The 25,016-nt window shown below is 74.1% G+C and carries 21 protein-coding genes and 1 riboswitch; of the genes, 11 read left to right on the top strand and 10 right to left on the bottom strand.

From position 1 onward, the window contains the following. Positions 1 to 67: 67 nt before the first annotated feature. A complete protein-coding gene (groL, locus tag HCJ94_RS05840; protein WP_155330032.1) occupies positions 68 to 1,690 on the top strand; it encodes a chaperonin GroEL in 1,623 nt (540 codons plus the stop codon). Between the two features lie 57 nt (positions 1,691 to 1,747). Here groL and HCJ94_RS05835 read toward each other — a convergent pair whose 3' ends face one another. From HCJ94_RS05835 to HCJ94_RS05825, 3 genes are all read right to left on the bottom strand, one after another. Next, positions 1,748 to 1,948, bottom strand: a complete 201-nt coding sequence (locus HCJ94_RS05835; RefSeq protein WP_167999922.1) for a hypothetical protein — start codon at positions 1,946 to 1,948, stop codon at positions 1,748 to 1,750. Positions 1,949 to 2,034: 86 nt separating this feature from the next. Next, positions 2,035 to 2,964 carry a GNAT family N-acetyltransferase gene (locus tag HCJ94_RS05830; RefSeq protein ID WP_167999921.1) on the bottom strand — a complete coding sequence of 310 codons (930 nt, stop codon included), beginning with the start codon at positions 2,962 to 2,964 and terminating at the stop codon, positions 2,035 to 2,037. Positions 2,965 to 3,045: 81 nt separating this feature from the next. Next, a complete protein-coding gene (locus tag HCJ94_RS05825) occupies positions 3,046 to 5,499 on the bottom strand; it encodes a S8 family serine peptidase (RefSeq protein ID WP_167999993.1) in 2,454 nt (817 codons plus the stop codon). Positions 5,500 to 5,775: 276 nt separating this feature from the next. Here HCJ94_RS05825 and HCJ94_RS05820 point away from each other — a divergent pair, with 276 nt between their 5' ends. Both HCJ94_RS05820 and HCJ94_RS05815 read left to right on the top strand, forming a co-directional pair. Beyond that, positions 5,776 to 7,593: a glycerol-3-phosphate dehydrogenase/oxidase gene (locus tag HCJ94_RS05820; RefSeq protein WP_167999992.1), complete on the top strand. Its 1,818-nt coding sequence runs from the start codon at positions 5,776 to 5,778 to the stop codon at positions 7,591 to 7,593. A gap of 86 nt (positions 7,594 to 7,679) precedes the next feature. Further along, complete coding sequence (locus HCJ94_RS05815; protein WP_167999920.1) at positions 7,680 to 8,201, top strand: hypothetical protein; 522 nt, start codon at positions 7,680 to 7,682, stop codon at positions 8,199 to 8,201. 115 nt (positions 8,202 to 8,316) lie between these two features. Here the strand turns inward: HCJ94_RS05815 and HCJ94_RS05810 are convergent, their stop codons facing one another. Beyond that, on the bottom strand, positions 8,317 to 9,711 hold the full coding sequence (locus tag HCJ94_RS05810; protein ID WP_167999919.1) for an FAD-binding oxidoreductase: 1,395 nt from the start codon (positions 9,709 to 9,711) through the stop codon (positions 8,317 to 8,319). A 219-nt stretch (positions 9,712 to 9,930) separates the two neighbouring features. On the opposite strand from HCJ94_RS05810, the gene HCJ94_RS05805 reads away from it, so the two are divergent. Beyond that, positions 9,931 to 11,166 carry an FUSC family protein gene (locus HCJ94_RS05805; RefSeq protein ID WP_167999918.1) on the top strand — a complete coding sequence of 412 codons (1,236 nt, stop codon included), beginning with the start codon at positions 9,931 to 9,933 and terminating at the stop codon, positions 11,164 to 11,166. Positions 11,167 to 11,175: 9 nt separating this feature from the next. Here HCJ94_RS05805 and HCJ94_RS05800 read toward each other — a convergent pair whose 3' ends face one another. Continuing rightward, positions 11,176 to 12,438: an aminotransferase class V-fold PLP-dependent enzyme gene (locus HCJ94_RS05800; protein WP_167999917.1), complete on the bottom strand. Its 1,263-nt coding sequence runs from the start codon at positions 12,436 to 12,438 to the stop codon at positions 11,176 to 11,178. Positions 12,439 to 12,484: 46 nt separating this feature from the next. Then, positions 12,485 to 12,606: riboswitch (SAM riboswitch) on the bottom strand. Between the two features lie 66 nt (positions 12,607 to 12,672). Here HCJ94_RS05800 and HCJ94_RS05795 point away from each other — a divergent pair. Continuing rightward, positions 12,673 to 14,124, top strand: coding sequence for a PrsW family intramembrane metalloprotease (locus HCJ94_RS05795; RefSeq protein ID WP_167999916.1), 1,452 nt, complete (start codon positions 12,673 to 12,675; stop codon positions 14,122 to 14,124). A gap of 53 nt (positions 14,125 to 14,177) precedes the next feature. Here the strand turns inward: HCJ94_RS05795 and HCJ94_RS05790 are convergent, their stop codons facing one another. Together HCJ94_RS05790 and HCJ94_RS05785 are read right to left on the bottom strand one after the other, a co-directional pair. Further along, positions 14,178 to 14,345, bottom strand: a complete 168-nt coding sequence (locus HCJ94_RS05790; RefSeq protein WP_167999915.1) for a hypothetical protein — start codon at positions 14,343 to 14,345, stop codon at positions 14,178 to 14,180. 60 nt (positions 14,346 to 14,405) lie between these two features. Next, positions 14,406 to 14,744, bottom strand: a complete 339-nt coding sequence (locus HCJ94_RS05785; RefSeq protein ID WP_167999914.1) for a GroES family chaperonin — start codon at positions 14,742 to 14,744, stop codon at positions 14,406 to 14,408. Positions 14,745 to 14,922: 178 nt separating this feature from the next. Between HCJ94_RS05785 and HCJ94_RS05780 the strand changes: the two genes are divergently transcribed. Further along, positions 14,923 to 16,218 (top strand): AI-2E family transporter, encoded by a 1,296-nt coding sequence (locus HCJ94_RS05780; RefSeq protein ID WP_240944000.1) that lies wholly within the window; start codon positions 14,923 to 14,925, stop codon positions 16,216 to 16,218. A 16-nt stretch (positions 16,219 to 16,234) separates the two neighbouring features. Here HCJ94_RS05780 and HCJ94_RS05775 read toward each other — a convergent pair whose 3' ends face one another. Further along, the gene (locus HCJ94_RS05775; RefSeq protein WP_167999912.1) at positions 16,235 to 18,346 is read right to left on the bottom strand and encodes an ATP-dependent DNA helicase; all 2,112 of its coding nucleotides are present in this window, start codon (positions 18,344 to 18,346) and stop codon (positions 16,235 to 16,237) included. Between the two features lie 126 nt (positions 18,347 to 18,472). On the opposite strand from HCJ94_RS05775, the gene HCJ94_RS05770 reads away from it, so the two are divergent. Further along, a complete protein-coding gene (locus HCJ94_RS05770; protein ID WP_155330044.1) occupies positions 18,473 to 18,979 on the top strand; it encodes a DUF402 domain-containing protein in 507 nt (168 codons plus the stop codon). Positions 18,980 to 19,024: 45 nt separating this feature from the next. On the opposite strand, the gene sigJ is transcribed toward HCJ94_RS05770, so the two are convergent. Next, a complete protein-coding gene (gene sigJ / locus HCJ94_RS05765; protein ID WP_167999911.1) occupies positions 19,025 to 19,990 on the bottom strand; it encodes an RNA polymerase sigma factor SigJ in 966 nt (321 codons plus the stop codon). Between the two features lie 208 nt (positions 19,991 to 20,198). On the opposite strand from sigJ, the gene HCJ94_RS05760 reads away from it, so the two are divergent. From HCJ94_RS05760 to HCJ94_RS05750, 3 genes are all read left to right on the top strand, one after another. Then, on the top strand, positions 20,199 to 21,182 hold the full coding sequence (locus tag HCJ94_RS05760; protein WP_167999910.1) for a PPK2 family polyphosphate kinase: 984 nt from the start codon (positions 20,199 to 20,201) through the stop codon (positions 21,180 to 21,182). A 116-nt stretch (positions 21,183 to 21,298) separates the two neighbouring features. Further along, entirely contained in the window at positions 21,299 to 21,925 is a 627-nt protein-coding gene (locus HCJ94_RS05755; protein WP_155330046.1) for a DUF47 domain-containing protein, read from the top strand. Positions 21,926 to 21,929: 4 nt separating this feature from the next. Next, positions 21,930 to 22,934, top strand: coding sequence for an inorganic phosphate transporter (locus HCJ94_RS05750; RefSeq protein WP_167999909.1), 1,005 nt, complete (start codon positions 21,930 to 21,932; stop codon positions 22,932 to 22,934). A gap of 50 nt (positions 22,935 to 22,984) precedes the next feature. Here the strand turns inward: HCJ94_RS05750 and HCJ94_RS05745 are convergent, their stop codons facing one another. Further along, the gene (locus HCJ94_RS05745) at positions 22,985 to 23,953 is read right to left on the bottom strand and encodes a Gfo/Idh/MocA family protein (protein ID WP_167999908.1); all 969 of its coding nucleotides are present in this window, start codon (positions 23,951 to 23,953) and stop codon (positions 22,985 to 22,987) included. Between the two features lie 146 nt (positions 23,954 to 24,099). Here HCJ94_RS05745 and HCJ94_RS05740 point away from each other — a divergent pair, with 146 nt between their 5' ends. Next, positions 24,100 to 24,933, top strand: coding sequence for an NUDIX hydrolase (locus HCJ94_RS05740; protein WP_167999907.1), 834 nt, complete (start codon positions 24,100 to 24,102; stop codon positions 24,931 to 24,933). Positions 24,934 to 25,016 lie beyond the last annotated feature (83 nt).

Genomic DNA, 25,016 nt, shown 5'->3' with positions numbered 1-25,016 from the left:
GTACACCAGACGGCCCATCCGGGCACACACTCGGGTGGCCCGTGAGTGTCCAGGAGGACAACGCCGTATGGCCAAGATGATCGCGTTCGACGAGGAGGCTCGCCGCGGCCTCGAGCGGGGCATGAACCAGCTCGCCGACGCCGTGAAGGTGACCCTCGGCCCCAAGGGCCGCAACGTCGTGCTCGAGAAGAAGTGGGGTGCCCCCACCATCACCAACGATGGTGTGAGCATCGCCAAGGAGATCGAGCTCGAGGACCCGTACGAGAAGATCGGCGCCGAGCTGGTCAAGGAGGTCGCGAAGAAGACCGACGACGTTGCCGGTGACGGCACGACGACGGCGACCGTCCTGGCCCAGGCCCTGGTCCGCGAGGGCCTGCGCAACGTGGCCGCCGGTGCCAACCCGATGGCCCTGAAGCGGGGCATCGAGGCCGCGGTCGCGAGCGTCTCGGAGGAGCTGCTGAAGCTCGCCAAGGACGTCGAGACCAAGGAGCAGATCGCCTCCACCGCCTCCATCTCCGCTGGTGACACCAGCGTCGGCGAGATCATCGCCGAGGCGATGGACAAGGTCGGCAAGGAAGGCGTCATCACCGTCGAGGAGAGCAACACCTTCGGCCTGGAGCTGGAGCTCACCGAGGGCATGCGCTTCGACAAGGGCTACGTGTCGGCCTACTTCATGACCGACCCGGAGCGGATGGAGGCCGTCTTCGACGACCCCTACATCCTGATCGTCAACAGCAAGATCTCCTCGGTGAAGGACCTGCTCCCGATCCTGGAGAAGGTCATGCAGTCGGGCAAGCCGCTGCTGATCATCGCCGAGGACATCGAGGGCGAGGCCCTGGCGACCCTGGTCGTCAACAAGGTCCGCGGCACCTTCAAGTCGGTCGCCGTCAAGGCGCCGGGCTTCGGTGACCGCCGCAAGGCAATGCTCGCCGACATCGCCATCCTCACCGGTGGCCAGGTCATCAGCGAGGAGGTCGGCCTCAAGCTCGACGCCGTCGGCCTCGACATGCTGGGCCGCGCCCGCAAGGTCGTGGTGACCAAGGACGAGACCACCATCGTCGACGGTGCCGGCGACGCCGAGCAGATCCAGGGCCGGGTCAACCAGATCCGGGCCGAGATCGAGAAGAGCGACTCCGACTACGACCGCGAGAAGCTGCAGGAGCGCCTGGCCAAGCTGGCCGGCGGTGTCGCGGTGATCAAGGTCGGCGCGGCCACCGAGGTCGAGCTGAAGGAGCGCAAGCACCGCATCGAGGACGCCGTCCGCAACGCGAAGGCCGCCGTCGAGGAGGGCATCGTCCCGGGTGGTGGCGTCGCGCTGGTGCAGGCCGGCAAGACCGCCTTCGACAAGCTGGACCTGACCGGTGACGAGGCGACCGGCGCCCAGATCGTCAAGATCGCGCTGGACGCCCCGCTGCGGCAGATCGCCGTCAACGCCGGCCTCGAGGGTGGCGTCGTCGTCGAGCACGTCCGCAACATCGAGGCGGGCCACGGCCTCAACGCCGCGACCGGCGAGTACGTGGACCTGCTGGCCGCGGGCATCATCGACCCGGCCAAGGTGACCCGGTCGGCGCTGCAGAACGCGTCGTCGATCGCGGCGCTCTTCCTCACCACCGAGGCCGTCGTGGCGGACAAGCCGGAGAAGACCCCGGCTGCCCCGGCCGGCCCGGGTGGCGGGGACATGGACTTCTGAGTCCAGGCTCCACGAGACCGGGAGGGGCGGACCGCGTCAGCGGTCCGCCCCTCTTCGTCATGTCGGCAACGGCCGTTGGTTGCGCCGCTTGTGCGCCCGGTCGTACGGCTGCGGTACCTGGACCGGCTCGTCCACCACCGTCGCCGGCTCGTCCGCCGGGGGGTCGTCGATGCCCTCCATCTCGGCCCGCTGCTCCGCGTCGCCGTAGTCGAGGCGATCGAAGGGCAGTGGTCCGGGGCGTTCGTCGTCCGTGGTCATGGCGCCTCCTCTACCAAAAACGGTAGGGGGCGTCGATGGGCGACGGGGGCGAATGACGCTATCAGGTGATCTATCCTATTCGCCCGTTATCGATCCGCGAGAGTCCTCCGGTAGAGGAAGAAGACCCGCTCGATCCGGGCGCCCGCGCTGCCCGAGTAGAACGGGACCGGCCCCACCCAGCCGATCTGCGCGGCCGTGACCCCCGCCGCCCGCTGGTCGGTTAGGCAGCGACGCAGCAGCACTCCGCCGATGCCGGAGCCCTCCGCCGCCGGCACCGTGCCCATCGGGCCGAACCAGCTCGGCCGGGACGAGCCCCACGCGGCGAACCCGAGCAGCTCGCCGTCCCGCTCCGCCAGGTGACATCCCGCCAGCTCCCGGCCGACCGAGCCGGCCAGCTCCGCGTCCCAGGTGCCGCCGAACACCGACCGGGCCAAGGCCGCCAGCGCCGGCAGGTCCGCCGGCTCCGCCCGCCGCACGGTGACGCCCCGGCCGGCCAGCCGCTCCTCCGCCGGCGCCGTCGTGCGCAGGGCGGGGCTGCCGTCGTACGACAGGTCGGCGGTCATGTTCCAGGCAGTGCGGTCCTGGGTGTAGCCGAGCGCCTGGGCCGCGCAGACCGCCGGCGTGTAGCGCACGTCGATGCCCGGCCAGGCGTAGTACGGCGGGTTGCCCGCCAGCAGCACCTCCACCGCACCGAGCCCGGCGAGCTTCTCCTCGGCGTACGACAGCAGCGCCCGCCCGACGCCGCGCCGCCGGTGCCCGGGGTCCACCGCCACCAGGTCGACGTGTCCCTGCGTGCCGTCGCGTCCGGAGAGCGAACCGATGAGCACGCCGGTGAGGCGGCCGTCCCGGTACGCGCCGAGCACGACAACCGGACGGTCGGCGGCGGCCCGCGACCAGAGCGTGTCCACGATGGCCGCCGCCTCGGCGGCGTCCTCCGGCAGATCCAGCGACCGGGCGCACAGGTCAACCACGGCGGGCAGCCGGTCCGGACCCAGCTCGACGATCTCGACGTCCATGGACGCCGACCCTAGATCACCGCGGCCCAACTGTTAAGAAGGGGTCCTGTTGCCTCGCGGCGCCAGGACGGGGCCCGTCCCTCACCGCTGTGCGGCGCGCACGGCCGCGTACGCGTCGACGAGACCGGCGCCGGTCACGTTCCGCGCGTCGCCGCACGTGTCGGTGCCGGGCTCGGCCGGTGCCGCGGTCTCGGTCAGGATTCGCCGGGTCCGGGGGAGGTCCCCGACCAGGGCCGGGTTGGCCGACCACATCAGCGCCACCACGCCCGCCACCTGCGGGGTCGCCATGGACGTGCCGCTCAGTTCGGCGTACCCGCCACCGGGCATCGCCGAGAGCACCTTGTCGCCGGGCGCCACCAGGTCGGGCTTGGCCGCTCCGCCGGGGGCCGGGCCCCGCGAGGAGAAATCCGTCACCCGGCGCTGCCGGTCGACCGCACCGACGGTCAGCACGTCCGCGTAGGGGGCCGGCGGGTCGTCGACCGAGCGGCAGTACGGCCCGGTGTTGCCGGCGGCGGCGACCACCAGGATGCCGGCGGCGTCCAGGGCGGCGGTGGCCGGCCGCAGCGTGCGAGGGTCGCAGCCCTCGATCGCCGGGCAGCCCCACGAGTTGGTGAGGATGTCGGGCGCGCGGTCTGGGCGGCCGTCGGTGAACGGGTTCCCGCCGGCCGGGAAGGGCGCCAGCATGAACTGGAGGCAGCCCAGGTAGTAGGCGGGGTTGCCGAGGTTGCGGTCCAGGTTGACGCAGCCGGTCCAGGAGGCGCCGGGGGCCACTCCGACGCCGTCGCGGCCGACCGCGCTGCCCAGCGTGTGGGTGCCGTGCCCGCCCTGGTCGGTCGGGGTCGCGGTGGCGTCCCAGGGGTCGTACCAGGAGTCGTCGCCGCCGCGGAAGCCGGCGGCGAGTGCGGGGTGCGCACCGTCCACACCCGAGTCGGAGCTGCCCACGGTCACGCCAGCACCGGTGACGCCCAGCTCGGACCAGACCCGGTCGGCGCCGATCAGCCGGACGTTCCACGCGGGACCGCTCGGGGCCGGTGCGTCGCCGCGAGCGGCGGCCGCCGGCGCGGGCAGCGGACGGATCCGCTGGCTCACCAGCACCCGGTCCACCTCGGGGCGGCCGGCGAGCCAGGCCCGCACCGCCGGCCCGCCGTCGACCTCGATCGCGTTGACCAGGTAGTACGGGGTGTGGTCCAGCCGGAAGCGGCGCAGGTCGCGGCGCAGGTCGGCCTGCGTACGCTCGGCCGTCTCGACGAGCCGCCGGTAGACCTCCCGGGCCCGGGCGTCGCGGCCGGCCCGGCCGGTCGTGACCGGTACGCCGCTCAGGTCGGCCTGCTCCCGCAGCACCACGAAGAGCCGCTCGCCGTGCAGGCCGGGCTGCCCCGGCCCCACGGCCACGATCCCCGCCGTGAGCAGCAGGACGGCGGCGGCCACCGCGGCCACCGCCCGGTGGGGTGTGATGGCGTGCCGCCGGGCGAGCAGCACGCCGTACCCGACGGCGAGCACGACCGCGACGGCGAGCCCGGCGCCGGCGGCGACCGACACCCAGAACGGCACGTCGCGGGTGCCCGCCAGGACGACGCTGATCTCCTCGTCGTCGGTCCAGGCGAGCGGGCCGAGGACGGTGAGCCCGACCAGCCAGGCCGTCGCGGCCCCGCCGCCGACCGCGGTACGCCGCCCCGCCGCGGCCAGGGCCGCCAGCGCGAAGCCGGCCGGGGGGAGGGTCAGCAGGAGCGGGAGCTGCGCGCCGGACTGCCCGACGCCCGCGCCGAGCGACAGCAGGGCGACGCCGGCGACCAGGCCGCCGACCAGCACCAGGCGGGCCGGTCGGGGCGGCGTGCCGACCGCGAACCGGGACCAGAAGCCGTCGCCCAGCAACGCGGCGGCCAACCCGCCGACGGCCGCCGCCGCGATCCCGGCGAGCAGCGTCTCCAACAGCCCGCCGAGGGCGCCGAACCACACCCAGGGCAGCAGCAGCGCGAGGCCGCCCGCGAGGCCGAGCAGCGTCACCGGAGCGGGACGCGACACCCGTCCCTGGGCCCAGGGACGCCGCTCGTCCGCCATGCCGCCGCTCGCGGTCGCCGGGTCGGGTGCCGGCGGGGGTACGGCCGGTACGGCCGGCGCGCCGGGCGGAGGCGCGTAGGGTCCGCCCGGCGGTGCGGCGACGGGCGTGACGGCCGCTCGGCGGCGCAGCCGCCGCACGACGAGTGCCGCCAGGGCGGCCGTGGCGGCCAGCGCGGCCAGGTACGCCTCGTGGTGCACCGGCGGCAGCGCCCGGAGCAGGCTCAGGGCGCCGAACCCGAGCAGCGCGACCAGCCAGACACGACCGGTGGTGCGGACGGCGGCCGAGCGGGGCGCCAGGGCCAGGGCCAGGGTGGGTGTGCCGGCCAGGAGCACGACGGCGACGGCCAGCACCGGCCAGAGCCACACCGTCCGGTCCAGCCCGGAGGCCAGCAGGATCTGGTCGGCCAGCCAGCCACCGAGCTGGGACAGCACGGTGAGCCCGACGATCCACAGCCCGGTCGACACGGCGGCCACCACCGCCCAGGGACTTCCCGGCTCGACGCCGTGCGGAGTCGGGGCGACGTGTCCCGGGCGTTCAGGCTGCACGGGCAAACAGTACGTCGCCGCCACAAAGTCGGCGGTGCCGCCGCCCGATCCGCACCCGGAACGAGATCTTGGCAATCCTCCAAGATCCACGATGCGCCGTGGCCGCCGCACGGCGTCGTTGCCGACGGTCGGCCCGGGCGGTACGGGCGTCGTGGATGCCGCCGACGCGGGCCGAGCGGCTACGGTGGAGACGTGCGTGACCCCAACGTGTCCCGAGCGGCAGCCGGCCAGCTCTCCCCGCAGCGGAGGGCCGCCGACCTGCGCCGCCTGGCCGCGGAGCGCTTCGACGTCCTGGTGATCGGCGGTGGGGTGACCGGCGCGGGCGCCGCGCTGGACGCCGCCTCGCGCGGCCTCAAGGTCGCCCTCGTCGAGGCCCGCGACTACGCCGCCGGCACGTCCAGCCGGTCCAGCAAGCTGATCCACGGCGGCCTGCGCTACCTGGAGCAGCTCGAGTTCCACCTGGTTCACGAGGCGCTCACCGAGCGGGGCCTGCTCGCCACCCGCCTCGCGCCGCACCTGGTCCGGCCGGTGCCGTTCCTGGTGCCGCTGCCGGCCGGCCGGGGCCTGCGTGACCTGCCCGGCCGGGTCTTCCGCCGCTCCTACTACGGGGCCGGTGTGGCGACCTACGACGCCTTCGCCGGGATCTTCGGCGGCGGCCGGGGGATGCCCCTGCACCGGCACCTCACCCGCGAGGGCGCCCGCCGGATCTTCCCCAGCCTCAAGGCGGAGGGGCTGGCCGGCGCCATCCGCTACTACGACGGCCAGGTCGACGACGCCCGCCTGGTGGTCACCCTGGCCCGGACCGCCGCCAGCCTCGGCGCGACCGTGGTGACCAGCGCCCGCGCCGTCGGCCTCATCCGGCAGGCCCGGGAGGTCACCGGCGTCCGCGTCCGTGACCTGGAGGCGCCGGCCGGCTCCCCGGACGCCGAGTTCGAGGTACGCGCCCGGACCGTCATCGCCGCCACCGGCGTGTGGAGCGACGACATGTCGCGGATGCTCGACGACGTCGGGCTGCGCCCCGGCGTGCGGGTCCGCGCATCCAAGGGCGTGCACCTGGTCGTGCCCCGGTCGGCGATCACCGGCGAGACCGGGCTGATCCTGCGTACCGCGACGAGCGTGCTCTTCGTCATCCCGTGGGGTGGGCACTGGATCATCGGCACCACCGACACCGACTGGCGGCTCGACCGGTCCCACCCGGCGGCCTCCGCCCGCGACATCGAGTACCTGCTGACGCAGGTCAACGCCGTCCTGGACCGGCCGCTCACCACCGCCGACATCGAGGGCGTGTACGCGGGCCTGCGGCCGCTGCTGGCCGGCGAGGCGGACTCCACGTCGAAGCTGTCCCGGGAGCACGCCGTGTTCGAGCCGATGCTCGGCCTGCTGCTGGTCGCCGGCGGGAAGTACACGACGTACCGGGTGATGGCCTCGGACGTGGTCGACCGGGCCGCCCACCGGCTCGGGGCGGTGCGGGCGTCGCGTACCGCCGACCTTCCCCTGCTCGGCGCGGACGGGTACGCGGCGATGTGGCGGGACCGGGCGGACCTGGCCCGCCGCCACGGGGTGCCGGTCGGCGTGGTGGAGCACCTGCTGGAGCGGTACGGCACGCTCACCCTGGAACTGCTCGCCCTGATCGACGCGGACCCGCTGCTCGCCTCACCGCTGGCCGGCGCACCCGAGTACCTGGCCGCCGAGGTGACCTACGCGGCCCGGGCCGAGGGGGCGCTGCACCTGGAGGACGTGCTCACCCGGCGTACCCGGATCTCCATCGAGACCGTCCACCGCGGCCTGGAGTCCGCCGAGCACGCCGCGGAGCTGATGGGTGCGGTGCTCGGCTGGGACGCCGAGGTGCGGGCGCGGGAGATCGCGCACTACCGGGCGCGGGTGGCGGCCGAGCGGAACTCCCAGCTGATGCCGGACGACGCGACCGCCGACGCGGCTCGGCTCGGCGCGCCGGACGTCCGGGGCTTCGCCGCGGACCGCGGCGGGGACGGCGACGCGGTTGAACTTCCGTCCTCGTCCCGCTGACCGATCCGCCCACGGAACGTCCATCATCGATGCCCGACCGGTCGGTGGGTTACGTGCGCTACCTACGGTGGGGTAGGTTTCGGCGCGTGCTTGCCGCATCCTGGTCGCGTCCGGTCTCGCTGTCCGTCGCCGCGCTGCTGGCGGCCGTGCTCGCCGGCTGCTCCGGCGCCGATGCGGGGGGCTCGCCGAGCCCGGACGGGTCGGTGCCGCCCCAGCAGCAACTCGGCAACGCGGCGACCATCAGCGAGGGCCGGGTCAGCCTGCTTCAGAAGCTGGGCGAGACCGGGCCTCTGCGGACACTCAATGTGGAGGTCGACGGCCGGTGGGAGTGCGTCGACTGCGCCGGCGACGGCGTGACGTCGACCGGCGCTCTCACGCCGGAGCAACTCGCACGCCTCCAGACGCTGCTCGCCGACCCGGGGCTGGCCAAGGAGACCGATCAGGCCCGCCAGTACCGGGTGACCTGCATCGACGTGTTGACCTCCAGCCTGCTCACCGCGTCCGGCCTGATCACCTCCCAGGACTGCCCGGGCGAGGAGAAGCCGCCGATCGCCCACGAGATCCTGCTGCTGCTGACCCAGGCCACCCCGGCGGACCCGACCTCCTGAGCCGGCGCCGACCTGCGGGCCGTCCCTGCGCGGCGTGCGAGGCGCGGGCCGTCCCTGCGCGGCGCGTGCGAGGCGCGGGCCGTCCCTGCGCGGCGTGCGAGGCGCGGGCCGGCAGTCAGAGGACCTTGCCGGGGTTGAGCAGACCGGTCGGGTCGAGCGCGGCCTTGATCGCCTGGTGCACCCGTACGCCGACCGGGCCGATCTCGCGGGCCAGCCAGTCCCGCTTGAGCAGGCCGACCCCGTGCTCGCCGGTGCAGGTGCCGCCCAGGTCGAGCCCGAGCCGCATGATCTCGTCGAAGGCCCGGCGGCCGCGTTCCAGGCTCGCCGGGTCCGCCCGGTCCACCACGATGTTGGGGTGCAGGTTGCCGTCGCCGGCGTGACCCACGACGCCGATCGGCACGTCGCACTCGGCGGCGATCCGCGCCACCCCGTCGAGCATGGCGACCAGCGCGCCGCGGGGCACGGCCACGTCGTCGATGACCAGCCCGCCGTTGCCGGCCGGGTACGTGTCGGCGGCGAACTTCTCCATCGCCGGGTGCGCCAGCCGGCGCGCCTGGAGCAGCGCCGCCGCCTCCACCGCGTCGGTCGCCGCGTACACCTCGTCGGCGCCGGCCGCCTCGCAGACCGCCGCGAGGCCGGCCAGGTCCTCGGCTGCCCGCGACCCGGTGTCCACGGCGGCCAGCAGCAGCGCCTGGGCGTCCGTCCGCAGCCCCATCGGCCGGTACGACTCGATCGCGCGTAGGTGGGTCTGGTCGAGCAGCTCCAGCAGGCTGGGGGAGAGCCCCTGGGCGGCGATCTCCGCCACGGCGACGCCGGCGGCGGCGGTGGAGGGGAAGACCGCCACCATGGTCAGCGACTCGGCCGGGGCGGGACGCAGCGCGACGGTCACCTCGGTGATCACACCGAGGGTGCCCTCGGAACCGACGAAGAGCCGGGTCAGGTCGTACCCGGCCACGCCCTTGGCGGTCCGCCGGCCCGTGCGCAGCACCTCCCCGGACGCGAGCACCACCTCCAGGCCGAGCACGTACTCCGTTGTCACGCCGTACTTGACGCAGCACATGCCGCCCGCGTTGGTGGCGACGTTCCCGCCGATGGTCGACGACTCCCAGGAGCCAGGGTCGGGCGGGTACCAGAGGCCGTGCTTGGCGACGGCGGCGGCGAGCGTCGCGTTGACCACCCCGGGTCGCACCACGGCGATCCGGCTGACCGGGTCGATCTCGAGGATGGCGTCCAGCGCCGCCGTGCTGATCACCACGGCACCGTCGACCGCGTTCGCCGCGCCGGCCAGCCCGGTGCGCGCGCCCTGCGGCACCACGGGTACGCCGTGCCGGGCCGCCGCCCGGACGACCGCAGCCACCTGGGCGGTGTCGCGCGGCCGGGTGACCACGAGGGGCGTGCCGGAGGCGCAGAGGTCCGCCTCGTCCCGTTCGTGCATCCGGAGCAGATCCGGATCCGTCAGTACGCCGTCGTCACCCAGCGCGGCACGCAGTTCATCGAGGAGGGGACCCATGCGCCGAGGCTACGACCCCCGCGTCATGATCATCAAACCCGGCCCCCACCCCTCGCGATCTTGCACTTTCGGCCCCCGACTTATCCCTTGTGGGCGGATTCGTCGGGGCGGGAAATGCAAGATCGCGGGAAGTCGGCGGTGGGGACGGTTCGCCGAGCGCAGGGTTTGGACGGCTCGGTACGGGTAGTACCCGTTGTGGCTCGGAACGACCAACCCTCGATGGCGCAACGGTTCGGGTTGCGCGACGGCGGCGTCGACATCGACGGCGCGCGGATCGCCGAAGCGATGAGCCAGCTGCACCACCGTGGGAAGGCGACCCTGCACGACCGCCTGCACCGCGTCCGCATGGCGCTGGGTCTCGCCGTCCAGGCCGGGCTCGCCGCCGGGCTGTCCTGGCTGGCGGCGCACGAGTTGCTCGGCAACCCGCAACCCGTCTTCGCGCCGATCTCGGCGGTCGGCACCCTGGCTGTCTCGGTGGGCCAGCGGTTCCGGCGGACGGTCGAGCTGATCGTGGGGGTGGCGGTCGGGGTGGCCCTCGGCGACTTCCTCATCTACCTGCTGGGCACCGGCGCCTGGCAGCTCGGTCTCGTCGTGACCTCGGCGATCATCCTGACCGTCTTCGCCGGGGCGAGCGTCGCCATCGTCATCCAGGCGGCGGCCACCGCCGTGCTGATCGTGACGCTCAGCCCGCAGACCGAGAACCTGGAGATACCCCGCTTCGTCGACGCGTTCGTCGGCGGCGGTATCGCGCTGCTGGTCACCGCGTTGCTGCTGCCGCTCAACCCGCTGCGGGTGCTCAACCGGGCCGCCCGCCCCGCGCTGGACCTGCTCGCCGCCCAGCTCGACGCCACCGCCGACGGCCTGCGCGAACGGGACCGGGACAAGGTGCAGCGGGCGCTGGAACGGCTGCGCGACAACAAGGAGGAGTTGGCCGTGTTCGGCGAGGCGATCGAGGGCGCCAAGGAGACCGCCATGCTGTCGCCGGCGCGCTGGCACCGGCGCGACGAACTGGCGCACTACTCCGAGGCGGCCGAACCGATCGACCGCGCGATGCGCAACAGCGGCACGCTGATCCGGCGCGCGGTCACCCTCATCGAGGACGAGGAGGCGATCCCCGACCCGATGCCGGACGCGGTGGCCCACCTCGCCGAGTCGGTGCGCCTGCTCAAGCACGAGTTCGCCGTCGGCGAGGAGCCCGAGAAGGCGCGCGAGCGGTCGCTGCGCGCGGTCAGCGAGGCCGGCCGGGCGTACGGGGAGGGCGTGGGCTTCTCCGGCAGCGTGGTGATCGCGCAGGTGCGTACCACCGCGAGCGACCTGCTGGTCGCCTCCGGCATCAGTCAGGAGGAGGCGAACAGCTGGGTCCGCAAGTCCTTCGGCGAGCTGGAGCAGCCGCCGGGGCGGCCGGCCGAGCCGCAGGGCGCCCCGAAGCCGCCGACCGCCCCACCGATCGGATGACCCGAGAGCTCAGCCCAGCGTGGCGAGGGCGGCGAGCAGCGCGTCCACGTGCTCCTCGGTGCTGCCCAGGCCGATGCTGGCCCGCAGCGCCGTCGGCGGCAGGTCGCGCCGGCCGCTGCGCCCGGCCGCCTCGGTGAGCAGGCGGCGGGCGAGCGGGTGGGCGCAGAACAGGCCGTCGCGTACCCCGATGTCGTGGTGCGCGGCCAGGTGGGCGGCGACCTCGCCCGAGTCCCGGCCGGCCACCACGAACGAGGCGATCCCCACGCGCGCCGCTGCCGGGCCGAAGGTGCGCAGCTCCACCACGTGCGGCAGCGCCGCGATGCCGTCCCGCAGCCGGGCCAGCAGCGCCTGCTCGGCGTCGTGCAGCGCGCCCCGGTCGGCCCCGGCGAGGGCGGCGCACACCGCGGCCAGGGCCACCGCGCCGAGGAGGTTCGGGGTGCCGGCCTCGTGCCGGGCCGGCCCGGTCGCCCACCGGACGTCGTGGGTGGCATCCCCGACGTGGCTCGTCGCGCCGCCACCCGCGAGGTACGGCGCCGCCGCGTCCAGCCAGTCGGCCCGCCCGACGAGCACGCCCGCGCCGAACGGCGCGTACAGCTTGTGGCCGGAGACGGTCAGGTAGTCGACGTCGAGCGCGCTGAGGTCGACGGGGGCGTGCGGGGCGAGCTGGGCGGCGTCCACCGCGATCCGGGCCCGGTGCCGGTGGGCCACCCGGGCCAGTTCGGCGAGCGGCCACCGCTCGCCGGTCACGTTGCTCGCCCCGGTCACGGCGACCAGCACCGGCAGCTCCCGGTTGGGGGTGCCGCCCCGGCGCAGCTCGCCGAGGGCGGCGTCGAGCGCGCGGACCGCTCCGCGCGGGTCGTTTGGCACCGGCAGCCGTACCGAGCCGCGCGGCCAGGGCAGCAGGTTGGCGTGGTGCTCGCCGCCGAAGGTGACCACGGTGGCGCCGGCCGGCAGGGCCCGGGCGAGCAGGTTGAGCGCGTCGGTCGTGTTGCGGGTGAAGACCACGTGGTCGTCCGCCCGGGCGCCGAAGAAGTCGCCGATTGTCTGCCGGGCCCGCTCGTAGGCCAGCGTGGAGCGCCGCGACAGCGCCCCGGCGCCCCGGTGCACGCTCGCGTACCAGGGCAGCAGCTCCGCCACCGCGTCGGCGGCGGCCCGCGCGCACGGCGCGGTGGCCGCGTAGTCGAGGTTGATCTGACCGGGTACGCCGAGCACGTCGAGCGGTCCGGTCGCCGCCCGCGACGGCACGGGCGGGGGTACGAGGGTGAGGGTCATCTGCGGCACCTCCGGGTCCAGGGACCCCGGGTGGGCACACGGGCGGGGTCCGCGCTTGCCCAGCACACGGATCGGGCCGGGCCCGGTCATCACCCGGGGCACCCCACCGCGAACCTCGACGAGGGTTGCCGGCCAGCAAGCCGGGGCTTGACGCTGGCGCTCGTGACCTGCCGGCAGCATAGCGGGCCGGCGGTGCGGGCGGTCCGGCGGGCCGGCGGTGACTACGCTGACGGCATGGCCGACACCCCGCCCGGCGCGGCCCCGCCGCCGCCGACCGCCGCCCCTGTCCCGCCGCCGGTCGAAGGCGTGACGAAGGCCCCCCGGCGCCGGGTCAGCTGGGTACGCGCCCTGGTGCTGGCCGTGGTGATCCTCTTCATCGCCGGCTGCGCGGTCTTCATGGTCTGGACCCTCGGCGAGAGCCTCGGCGGCGAGGCGCTGCTGATCGGGGTGATCGCGGCGGTCCTCCCGGTTCCGGTGCTGGTGGCCTGCTTCCTCTGGCTCGACCGGTACGAGCCGGAGCCCCTCAAGTACCTGATCTTCTGCTTCGCCTGGGGAGCGTTCGTCTCCACCGCCGCCTCCCTGACGGTGAACAACTTCGCCGCCGACTCGTTCGAGCGGCTGAAGCTGCCGACCGCGCTCACGGCGGTGCTGGTCGCGCCGTTCATCGAGGAGTTGACCAAGGCGCTCGGGCCGATCCTCCTGCTGATCTTCCGGCGCCGGGAGTTCTCCGGCATCACCGACGCCCTGGTCTACTGCGGGCTCTCCGCGATCGGCTTCGCGATGGTGGAGAACATCCTGTACCTCGGCGGCTACGGGTACGCGACCGGCGTGGAACGGTACGGTCCGGCGACCGGGACGCAGCAGGTCATCGCGATCTTCATCGTGCGCATCCTGCTCTTCGGGTTCGCCCACCCGCTCTTCACGTCGATGACCGGTGTGGGGCTCGGCATCGCCGCCCGCGCGGCCGACCGGCGGGTACGGGTGCTCGCGCCGGTCGCCGGCCTGCTGCTGGCGATGATGCTGCACGGCACCTGGAACCTGCTGCCGACGCTCACCCAGGCCACCGGCCAGCCGCTGATCCTGCTATACGGCTTCATCGGCGTGATGGTGCCGATCTTCTTCGGCATGGTGGGGCTCGCCGTCTGGCTACGCTCCTGGGAGGGGCGGCTCACCGAGCGCACCCTGCCGGACTACGTCCAGGCCGGCTGGCTCACCCCGCCGGAGGTGGCGGCGCTCAGCAGTCTCGGACGCCGGCACGCGGCCCGGGTGTGGGCCAAGCGCGTGGGCGGTGACGCGGGCCTGAAGGCGATGCGCGGGTACCAGTTCGCCGCGACCCGGCTCGCGCTGCTGCGCGACGGGACGCGCCGTGGGCTGGACCGCCGGCCCGTCGACCGGGCGCGGGCGGCCGCGGAGGAACGGCACCTGCTCGAGGCGATCGCCGGTTACCGGGCGTACTTCGTGGGCCGGGATCCGCAGGCCCCGGTCGGCGTCTGGGACGGGCACCGCTACCACCTGCGCTTCCCGGACGGCTCCCAGCGGCCTGTGGACGCCCCGGACGAGCCGGTGGTCCCGATCCCCGTCGTCCTCGCCCCGCCTCCGCCTCCGCCCGTCTTCCCTGGCTACGGTCCCCCTCCGGGCTGGCCCGGCGTGCGTCCGCCGGCGCCCTGGCCGCCCGCCCGGCCCTGAACCGCGCCCGCTGCCACCCGGCTGGCTGGCCGGCCGACCAGCCGGCCAGTCGGTCAGGTCATCAGGCTGGTCAGGAAGTCACCGAAACCCTGGAACATCGCTACCAGGGCGGCGCCGATCGCCTTGAACATCTCCGCCGCGCCCTCGGGCCGGAACGCCATGAAGTAGATCAGGAACGCGATGAAGCCCCAGAACAGCAACTTCTTGATCAACTCCGGCATGGTCCCTCCCCAGGGCCGCTGGTGCGGCTGGCTTCCCGAGAAGGAGCAGCGCAAACGGCCCTACAGGTAGAGACCGGTCGAGTCCGGTTGGACGCGTTCGGCGGCGACGGCGTGCACGTCCCGCTCGCGCAGCAGCACGTACCCGCGGCCGTGCAGCTCGACCTCCGAGCGGTCGTCCGGGTCGAAGAGCACCCGGTCCCCGGAGACGATCGAACGCACGTTCGGCCCCACCCCGACGGCGGTGGCCCAGGCCAGGCGCTTGCCGACCGCGGCCGTCGCCGGGATCACGATGCCGGCGGTGGAGCGGCGCTCACCCTCGCCGCCCTCCATGCGCACCAGCACGCGGTCGTGCAGCAGCCGGATCGGCAGGCCGGAGTCGAGATTCTTGTCGGCGGTCACGTCGCAGACGCTACCGTGTCCCGCCCCGCCGACCCCGGCGTGGTTACGCGGCGGTGGGTGGGGGCAATGTGTGGCCGATCTGCCCTACGGTGGCAGGGTCGGACGTATCCTGTCCGACCTGACGCCCTGGCCGGTAACGGCTTCTTCGCAGGAGGTGCGCTTGAGCCGCTTCGAGCGGATGCGCGGACGGCTCCGCCGCGCGTACGAGTCGGGCCGTGAGTCGGTGCGCGCGGGGCGCGCGTCCGCCGAGACCCGCCGTGCGCCGGAGGTTCCCGAGCGGGCCGGCACCGCCTCGCCGGCCTCGCCGGGCCCGGTGGCGCCTCCGGCGGCGACCGTCGTCGGTGCGGAGAACCCGACCGCGGTGCACAACTCGACGACCAGCCGCGACGACGCGGACGTGCCGCACGGGCTGCGCATCGCCGCCGCCTGGTCCTGGCGGCTGATCGCGATCGGCATCGTCGCGTGGGCGCTGCTGAAGATCGTTGGCCAGATCCGGATCGTCATCATCCCGCTGGCGATCGCCCTGCTGCTGTCGGCCCTGCTCGCGCCGGCGGTGGGCTGGCTGCTGCGGGCGCGGCTGCCGAGGTCCCTGGCGACGGCCGTGGTGCTGGTGGGCGGGCTCGCCGGGGTGATCGGCACGCTGACCCTGGTGGTCAACGAGTTCATCCAGGGCGTGCCGGAGCTGAGCGAGAAGTCCTCGCAGGGCGTACGGCAGATCCAGGACTGGCTGAAGACCGGGCCGCTGCACCTCGACGACGGCCAGTTGAACCGCTACATCGACGAGGCCGAGGCCTGGGTCGAGAGCAACACCCAGACCTTCACCAGCGGGGCGATCTCCACCGCCGCCACCCTCGCCGAGGTGCTGACCGGCACCGTGCTGGTCCTCTTCGCGACGTTCTTCTTCCTCCGCGACGGCAACCGGATCTGGCGCTTCCTGGTGCGGCTGCTGCCGGTGGGCGCCCGCTGGAAGGTCGACGACGCCGGTCGCGCGTCCTGGCAGACGCTGGGCGCGTACGTCCGTGCCACCGTGCTGGTCGCCTTCATCGACGCGGTGGGCATCGGAATCTTCCTGGTCGTCTTCGACATCCCGTTCGCGTTCCCGCTCGCCGCGCTGGTCTTCCTCGCGTCGTTCATCCCGATCGTCGGGGCCACGCTGTCGGGCGGTGTCGCGGTGCTCGTCGCCCTGGTGGACAGCGGCCCGATCACCGCGCTGATCATTCTCGGCGCGGTGATCGGCGTGCAGCAGTTGGAGGGGCACGTGCTCCAGCCGCTGATCATGGGACGGGCCGTGGCCATCCATCCCCTCGCGGTGATCGTCGGCATCGCCGCCGGGGTGGTGCTCGCCGGGATCACCGGGGCGCTGGTCGCGGTGCCGCTGATCGCGGTGCTCAACACCGCCATCCGCCGCCTCGCCGCCCGTACCGTCCCGGACACCCCACCCGACGCCGTCGTCGTGGCGAGCCAGGCCCCCTGACGCGGGCGGCGCGGGGTCAGGACTTCGCGAGGCGTTCCAGGGCGCCGCGGGCCACGTCGGGGCGGGTCGTGTACCAGAACGGGGGCAGGGACCGGCGCAGGAACGGGCCGTACCCCCGGGCGGTCTCCAACCGGGAGTCGAGCACCGCGACCACGCCCCGGTCGGTGGTGGCCCGGATGAGCCGGCCGACCCCCTGCGCGAGCCGGACGGCGGCGATCGGCACGCTCACCGCCGCGAACCCCGACCCGCCGGTCGCGTCCACGGCCGCGGCGCGGGCGGCGGCGAGCGGCTCGTCCGGCCGGGGGAAGGGCAGCCGGTCGATGACCACCAGTTGGCAGGAGTCGCCCGGCACGTCCACCCCCTGCCAGAGCGACATCACCCCGAACAGGCAGCTCTCCCGCTCCTCCCGGAAGCGGCGGACCAGCAGCGGCAGCGCCTCCTCGCCCTGGAGCAGCACCGGCAGGTCGGTGCGCGCGCGGAGCAGCTCCGCCGCCTGCTGCGCGGCCCGTCGGGAGGAGAAGAGCCCGAGGGTACGCCCACCGAGCGCCTCGACCAGCCCCAGCAGCTCCTCGCCGGCGGCGTCGGGCAGGCCGGAGGCGCTGGGCCGGGGCAGGTGCGCCGCGACGTACAGGATGCCCTGGCGGGCGTAGTCGAACGGGGAGCCCACGTCGAGCGACCGCCAGCCGGGCCCGGAGGTGGGCGGGGCGGCCGGCTCGGCGGCGCGTCCCCCACGGGCGGCGACGGCGAGGGCGGCGGCGGCCGGTGAGAGCGGGGTGTCGGGGACGTCCAGGCCGAGTGCCCGGGCCACCGTGTCGAAGCGCCCACCCAGGGTCAGGGTCGCGGAGGTGGCGACGACGGTGCGTTCCTCGTACAGGTGGGTGGCGAGGGTGCCGGCCACGGAGAGCGGGGCGACCACCAGCGCCCGCCGCCCGGTGGCGTCGTTCTTCTCCACCCACGCCACGTCGTGGTCGGCCTCCTCCAGCATCCGCTGCGCCGTGGTCGAGAGCTCGTCGAGCACCGCCTTGGCCTGCTGCTTGCGGACCGGGTCCGGGTCGTCGGCCTTGACGTCCCCGATCGCGTCGAGCGCGGCCCGGGTGGCGGCGTCGAGCAGCGTGCAGGCCTCCCGCAGCGGGCCCGGCAGCCCGGCGGTGAGCCGCCCGGCCGGCGCCTCGGCCAGCCCGACCGCCAGCGCGTCGCCCGCGGCGGTGAGCGCGTCGGCGGTCTCCGGGCGCAGCAGCGGCCGCGCCCGCCGGGCGGACCGGTCGATCAGCTCGGGCACCAGCTCCGCCTGGGCGGCGGACGAGACCCGGTCGGCCAGCTCGTGTGCCTCGTCCACGACGAGCAGCTTGTGCGGCGGCACGATCTGCCGCCCGGCCAGCATGTCCACCGCGAGCAGGCTGTGGTTGGTCACCACGACGTCGGCCTCGCGGGCGCGGGCCCGGGACGCCTCGGCGAAGCACTCGGCGCCGAACGGACAGCGGGCCGCGCCCACACACTCCCGCGCGGGCATCGACACCAGCCGCCAGGCCTGGTCGTCGACGCCCGGATCCAGCTCGTCGCGGTCGCCCGTGTCGGTCTTCTCGGCCCAGTCGCGCAGCCGCTGGATCTGCTTGCCGAGCCGGCCCGCCTCGCCGAGCCACTTCGTGCCCCCGGCGGGCCGGGGAGCGTCGAAGAGCGTGTCGCCGGGATCCTCCTCGGTGGAGCTGTCCAGGCGGGCCAGGCAGAGGTAGTGGTGGCGCCCCTTCAGCACCGCGAAGGTGGGCCGCCGGCCCAGCAGCGGCTCGACCGCGTCGGCCAGCCGGGGCAGGTCGTGGTCGACGAGTTGGGACTGGAGGGCCAGGGTCGCGGTGGAGACGACCACCGGGCCGTCGACCGTGAGCGCGGGCGCCAGGTACGCCAGGGACTTGCCGGTGCCGGTGCCGGCCTGCACCAGGAGGTGCTCGCGGGCCGCCACGGCGGTCTCGATCGCGGCGGCCATCTCCTGCTGACCGGGGCGCGCGGCGCCGCCCGGCACCGCGCCGACCGCCGCCGCCAGCAGCTCCGCGGCCGTCCCCCGGCCGCCCGACCGCCGGCCACCCGAACGGGACGAGGGGCTGGCGGAACCGGTGGCGGTGCGGGGCGGGGTCACCGTGCGACGGTACCCGTCGGCGCCGACAGGCGTCGGCCGCCGGGCGGCGTGGCGTCGTCACGGTACGGCCGCGTCCGGTTACTTCCCTCCCGCGTCCGTTGAGTCGAATCGGCTAGGGTGCCAGTCATGCCGAGCGACGTGGTCCGTGTGATCTACCGCAAGTACGACGGCAGCGCTCACCGCGACTACCCGGCCCGACGGCTGACCGAGGACGACCTCGGCGTCTGGCTCGGGGTGACGGCCGGCACCCCCTCGGTCTACCACGGCCGGCCCTCCGTCGAGCAGATCCCGTTCGTGCTCCTGGTGCCCCACCACGCCTGGTGGACGGGCATGTTCAACCCGCCGCCGCGCACCAGCGAGGTCTACTGCGACATCGCCAGCCCCGCCCGCTGGGAGGACGACGACACCGTCCATCTGATCGACCTCGACCTCGACGTGGTGCGCCGGCGCGGCACCGGCCTGGTCGAGTTGCGGGACGAGGACGAGTTCGCCGAGCACCGCGAGCGGTTCGGCTACCCGGACGAGGTGGTCGTCGAGGCGCAGGCGGCGGCCCGCTGGCTGTTCGGCGCGCTCGGCGACGGCACCGAGCCGTTCGCCACGTCGTACCGGAAGTGGCTCGCCCTGGTGGTGTGAGCCGGCGGGGTCGGCACGCCGGGACCGTGCCGGCCGGCGGCGGCGTCACCAGCGCGGCGGCCAGGTGTCCTCGGGCCCGAGCGGCGCCAGGTCGCGCAGCTTCTCCGGGTTGAGCTGGTTGAAGACACCGGTGACCCGGCCGTTCTCCACCGCGAGGGCGCTGACGATCCGCAGCGGCCGCCCGTCCCGGAAGACCGTCTCCATCTGGATCCCGAGCACACCGTCGACCAGCACGGGACGGGCCCGCAGGGCGGCGCCGTAACGGCCGGCGTGGCCGAACAGGCCCAGGATGAAGCGGCCCACCTTGTCGGCGCCGTACACGGGCCTGCGGCCGGCGGGGAAGTGGCCGCCGCCGTCGCCGATCAGCACCACGTCCGGCGCGAGGACCTTCAGCAGCGCGTCCAGCTCTCCGGATTCGGCGGCGGTGACGAACGCCTCGACCACCCGGCGCTGCTCGGCCGCGTCCGCGGTCTGCCGGGGCGCCTCGGGTGCGTTGACGGCCCGGCGGGCCCGGGACGCCAACTGCCGGGCGGCGGCGTCGGTGGTGCCGAGCACCTCCGCGACCCGGGCGAACGGAACGGCGAAGACGTCGTGCAGCACGAAGGCGACCCGCTGCTCCGGGCTGAGCCGTTCCAGCACGACCAGCAGGGCGGTGCCGACCTGGTCGGTGCGGACCGCCCGCTCGGCCGGGTCGGGGGCGAAGCCCTCACCGGGAGGCGCCGCGTCGACCGGCGTCACCACCGGCTCCGGCAGCCACGGACCGGGGTACGTCTCCCGGCGTACCCGGGCGGAGCGCAGCACGTCGAGGCAGATCCGCGCGCAGGTGGTGGTCAGCCAGGCGCCGAGCTGGCGGATCTCGGCGCGGGCCGCCGGGTCGGCGAGGGCGGCGGCGTACCGCAGCCAGGTCTCCTGCACGGCGTCCTCGGCCTCGCTGCGGCTGCCGAGCATCCGGTACGCGACCGCGGTCAGCCGTCCCCGCTCGGCCTCGAACTCGGTCACCAGATCCGTCACGCGTCCGCCTCCCTCTCCGCGGACGTCAATTCTCCCGCCCACAGGACACCCCAACGGTGCCGAACGTGACGAGAGTTACCGCCGATCATGGAGCTGTGGTGCCTGACAAAGGCCGTGAATGAGGGCTTTCCGCCCACCACAACTCCATGATCGGCGCGTGCGGTGCGCTCGCCGAGCGGTCTCGGGCGGGCTGGGTGATGATCCGGGGATGACTGGGAGCGACGCGGCCTCGGTGGTGCGGCCCGGGGGCGGGCCGATGCGGGAGTTGCTGCGGGGCGGCCCGGGTGGCCTGGGCGCGGTCGACCCGCGGTCGACGCCGGGGTTGCCGGGGCGGGACGTGACGGGCGAGGACCGCAAGGGCTGGGCCCGCACGCAGGTCCGGCTGCTCGGTGACGACCTGGCCCGCCAGCAGGAGATGCTCTTCGCCACCGCGAAGGCCCGGGCCGGGGCGGCGGGTGGCACGGAGGCCGTGGCGGGCACGAGCGCCGGGGCGGTGGGGGCGCCCCGGGTGCTGCTCGTGCTCCAGGCGATGGACTGTGGTGGCAAGGACGGCACGGTGAAGCGGGTGGCCGGCGCGATGAACCCGCTCGGCCTCCACATCCGGTCGTTCGGCCCGCCCACCCCCGAGGAGTTGCGGCACGACTTCCTGTGGCGCATCCGGCGCGCGCTGCCGCCGCCCGGGTACGTGGGTGTCTTCAACCGGTCGCACTACGAGGACGTGCTGGTCGCCCGGGTCGAGTCCCTGGTGCCCGAGGCGACCTGGCAGGCCCGGTACGACGAGATCAACGCCTTCGAGCGGGAGTTGGTCGACGCCGGGGTGGCCCTGGTCAAGGTGCTCCTGCACATCTCGTACGCCGAACAGGGCCGGCGGCTGCTGGAACGCCTGGACGACCCCCGCAAGCACTGGAAGTACGACCCTTCCGACATCGACGCCCGGACCCGCTGGGACGACTACCAGGCCGCGTACGCGGAGGCGCTGAGCCGCTGCGGCACGGACGCGGCGCCCTGGTATGTGGTGCCCGCGGACCGCAAGTGGTACCGGGACTGGGCGGTCGCGCACCTGTTGCGGGAGACGTTCGACACTCTCGCTCTCGGGTATCCGGCTGCCGATTTCGACGTCCGACGGGAACGGGAGCGGCTGTTGGGGTTTGAGGAAACCAATGAAGGTGAACGGAAGGTGAACGAGCAGTAAATGCCACCTGGCCAGTGGTGGGCCGGCGAATTCCTGGATCTGGGGGCACCTAGCATTCCCTGGCGGGCGCCCCGGGGCGGCCGCCACCCTTCCACCGACACGACGAGGTCCGTGCTGTGAAGTTTTCCTTCCGCCCGAACGAGGGCGCCTTCTACGAGCTCTTCACCAGGGCCGCGCACAACCTGGTGCGGGGCACCGAGCTGCTCAACGAGCTGGCCCTGCCGGGCGTCGAGGTGCAGTCGGTGAGCGAGCGGCTGACCGAGGTCGAGCACGACAGCGACCAGATCACCCACGAGCTGTTCAAGAAGATCAACTCCACCTTCATCACGCCGTTCGACCGCGAGGACATCTACCGGCTGGGCTCGCAGCTGGACGACGTGATGGACCACCTGGAGGCGGTCGGCAACCTGCTCTACCTCTACGGCCTGACCAAGCTCCCCTCGCTGCCGCGGGAGATGCACGAGCTGGTCAACGTCCTGGACCAGCAGGCGAAGCTGACCGCCGAGGCGATGCCCCGGCTGAAGACCATGAAGGCCCTCGAGGACTACTGGATCGAGTGCAACCGGCTCGAGAACGACGGCGACCAGGCGTACCGGATGCTGCTGGTCCGCCTCTTCTCCGGCGAGTACGACGCACTGACCGTGCTGAAGATGAAGGAGGTCGCCGACGAGCTGGAGGCCGCCTGCGACGCCTTCGAGCACGTGGCCAACACCGTCGAGACCATCGCGGTCAAGGAGTCCTGATCCTGTGAGTCCCGAACTCATCGCCGTGCTGGCGGTGATCGCGGTGGCCCTGCTGTTCGACTACACGAACGGCTTCCACGACGCCGCCAACGCGATCGCGACCAGCATCTCGACCCGGGCGCTGACACCCCGGGTGGCCCTGGCCATGGCGGCGGTCGGCAACTTCATCGGCGCCCACTTCGGCGCCGAGGTGGCCAAGACCGTCGGCAGCGGCCTGGTCAAGCTACCGACCGGCCAGGCCAGCCTCGGCATCGTCTTCGCCGGTGTCATCGGCGCCATCGTCTGGAACATCATCACCTGGTACTTCGGCCTGCCGTCGTCCTCGTCCCACGCCCTGATCGGCGGCCTGGTCGGCTCGACCATCGCCGCGTCCGGCACGGTGCTGTGGACCGGCATCGGCGAGAGCGTCATCATCCCGATGATCCTGTCGCCGATGGTCGGCTTCCTGCTCGGCTACATCGTGATGATCGCCGTGCAGTGGATCTTCCGGAAGGGGCACCCGGGCAAGCTCAACCGGGGCTTCCGCTGGGCGCAGACCGCCTCGGCCGCCGCCATGTCGGTCGGCCACGGCATGCAGGACGCCGCGAAGACCATCGGCATCGTGGTGCTCGCGCTCTACGTCGGCGGCTACCAGGACGACGCCACCTTCATCCCGGAGTGGGCATTCTGGACCTCGGCCGCCGTCCTCGCCGCCGGCACGTACGCCGGTGGCTGGCGGATCATCCGGACGCTGGGTCGGAAGATCATCGACCTGCGCCCGCCGGAGGGCTTCGCCGCGGAGACCGTGGCCAGCTCGGTGCTGTACTTCAACGCGCTGGTGCTCGGCGCACCGATCTCCACCACCCACACGATCACCTCGGCGATCATGGGTGTGGGTGCCACCAAGCGGCTCTCCGCCGTCCGGTGGGGCGTCGCGGGCAACATCATCGGCGCGTGGGTCCTGACCTTCCCCGCCGCCGGCTCCATCGGCGCCCTGATGTACTTCCTGGCCCGCCCGCTCTTCAGCTGAGCCGGCCGACGGGAGGGGCCCCCGGTCGATCGACCGGGGGCCCCTCCCGTTCACACGTACTCGACGCCGATCCGGGCGCGGATGCCGTCCAGCAGGGCCATGATCTCCAGGGTCGCCGAGTGCGGGACCAGCGGGCTCTCCAGCAGGCCCTCGGCGAGGCAGCGCTGCACCTCGGCCGCCTCGTCCTGGTAGCCGTTGCCCACCAGCTCCGCGCCGATCGTCTCCGGCTCGGCGCCGGCCCGGTGCAGGGTCACCGACCCGGGACGGTAGAACGGCTCCGGCAGGTCGATCCGGCCCTCCGTACCGGTGATCGAGGCGGTCAGCGGCGTCGCGCCGACCATGCCGCAGCTGAGGGTGGCGACCGCGCCCGAGTCGTACCCGAGGACGATCCCGGTGTTCTCGTCCACGCCCTCCGGGCTGATCTTCGCCCACGCGTGGACGTGGTCGGGCACCCCGAGCAGGAGGTGGGCCAGGCTGACCGGGTACACCCCCAGGTCGAGCAGCGCGCCGCCACCGAGGGCGCGGGCCCGCATCCGGTGCTCGGGCGGGAACGGCCCGCCCGCCCCGAAGTCGGCCCGCACGCTCGTGACCGTGCCGATCGCCCCGTCGGCGACCAGTTCGCACACCCGCCGGATGAGCGGGTTGGTGCGCATCCACATGGCCTCCATCAGGAAGACGGCGGCCCCGCGCGCCGTCTCCACCAGCTCGCGGCTGGTGGCCAGGTCGAGGGTGAACGGCTTCTCCAGCAGCACCGCCCGCCCGGCCCGCAGGCAGGTCAGGGCGGCCTCGTGGTGGGCGGCGTGGGGCGTGGCCACGTAGATCACGTCCAGATCGGGGTCCGCCGCCAGCTCCGACCAGGAGGCGTACGCCCGGGGTGCGCCGTGCCGCCGCGCGAACCGCTCCGCGCTCTCGGCGGTCCGTGAACCGACAGCGACCAGTTCGGCGTCCGGCACCAGCCGGAGGTCTTCGGCGAAGCGCCCGGCGATGTGGCCGGTGGCGAGGATGCCCCATCGAGTCATGGCGGCCACGCTAGCGAAGGAGCCCAGGGTGGCCGGCGCCCGTTCCGGCAGCCGGGAACCGCGGTGTGCTCCCGCGAGGCCGGTCGAGCCGAGCGGGCCCGGTGCAGGCCGGTGGGCGCTTCCGGGGCATGCCCTAGGCTCGCCGCATGACGATCGACCCCGACGGCTTCCCCGCACCGCCGGCGCTCGTGGAGCACGCCCGCCGGTTCCACGCGGAGGGCGGCACCCCGGCGGTGCCCAGGGTGGCGGCCACGGTGCTGCTGCTCCGGCCGGCCACGCCCGGCTTCGAGGTGTACCTGATCCGCCGGGTCGCCGCGATGGCCTTCGGCGGCATGTACGCCTTCCCCGGCGGCGGGGTCGACCCGTCGGACTCGGCGGCCCACGTGGGCTGGGCGGGCCCCACCCCGGCGGAGTGGGGCGTCCGGCTCGGCCTGGCTCCGGAGGCCGCGCAGGCGGTGGTGTGCGCCGCCGCCCGCGAGGTGTTCGAGGAGGCGGGCGTCCTGCTCGCCGGCCCGGACGCCGGCACGGTGGTGGGCGACGTGAGCGGGGACGACTGGGAGGCGGCCCGGGTCGCCCTGGAACGGCGTGACGTGGGCTTCGCGGACCTGCTCGCCGACCGTGGCCTCACCCTCCGGTCCGACCTGCTGCTGCCGTGGAGCCGGTGGATCACGCCCGAGTTCGAGCCGCGCCGCTTCGACACGTACTTCTTTGTCGCCCTGCTGCCGGCGGGACAGCGGACCCGGGACGTCTCCGGCGAGGCCGACCGGACGCTGTGGATCCGCCCGGCGGACGCCGGCGCCCGGGCCGGGGCCGGCGAGCTGACGATGCTCCCGCCCACGCTGGTCACCCTCGGCCAGGTCGCGGCGTGCGGGGACCTGGACGCTGTCGCGGCGGCCTCGGCGACCCGCGACCCGGCCACCCCGGTCGCCCCCCACCTCGACCTCCGCCCCGACGGCGAAGCCCGCTTCGTCCTCGGCTGAGCGCCCTCGCACAGCGAAAGAGTGGCCATTCCCGCGGGAACGGCCACTCTTTCGTGAATCTGCGCGGGGTCCCGGTGACCGGG

This window comes from Micromonospora thermarum, assembly GCF_012034245.1.
Classification (GTDB): Bacteria; Actinomycetota; Actinomycetes; order Mycobacteriales; family Micromonosporaceae; genus Micromonospora; species Micromonospora thermarum.
The sequence above is the reverse complement of the archived record's forward strand: the minus strand, read 5'-3'. Positions and strand labels throughout refer to the sequence as shown.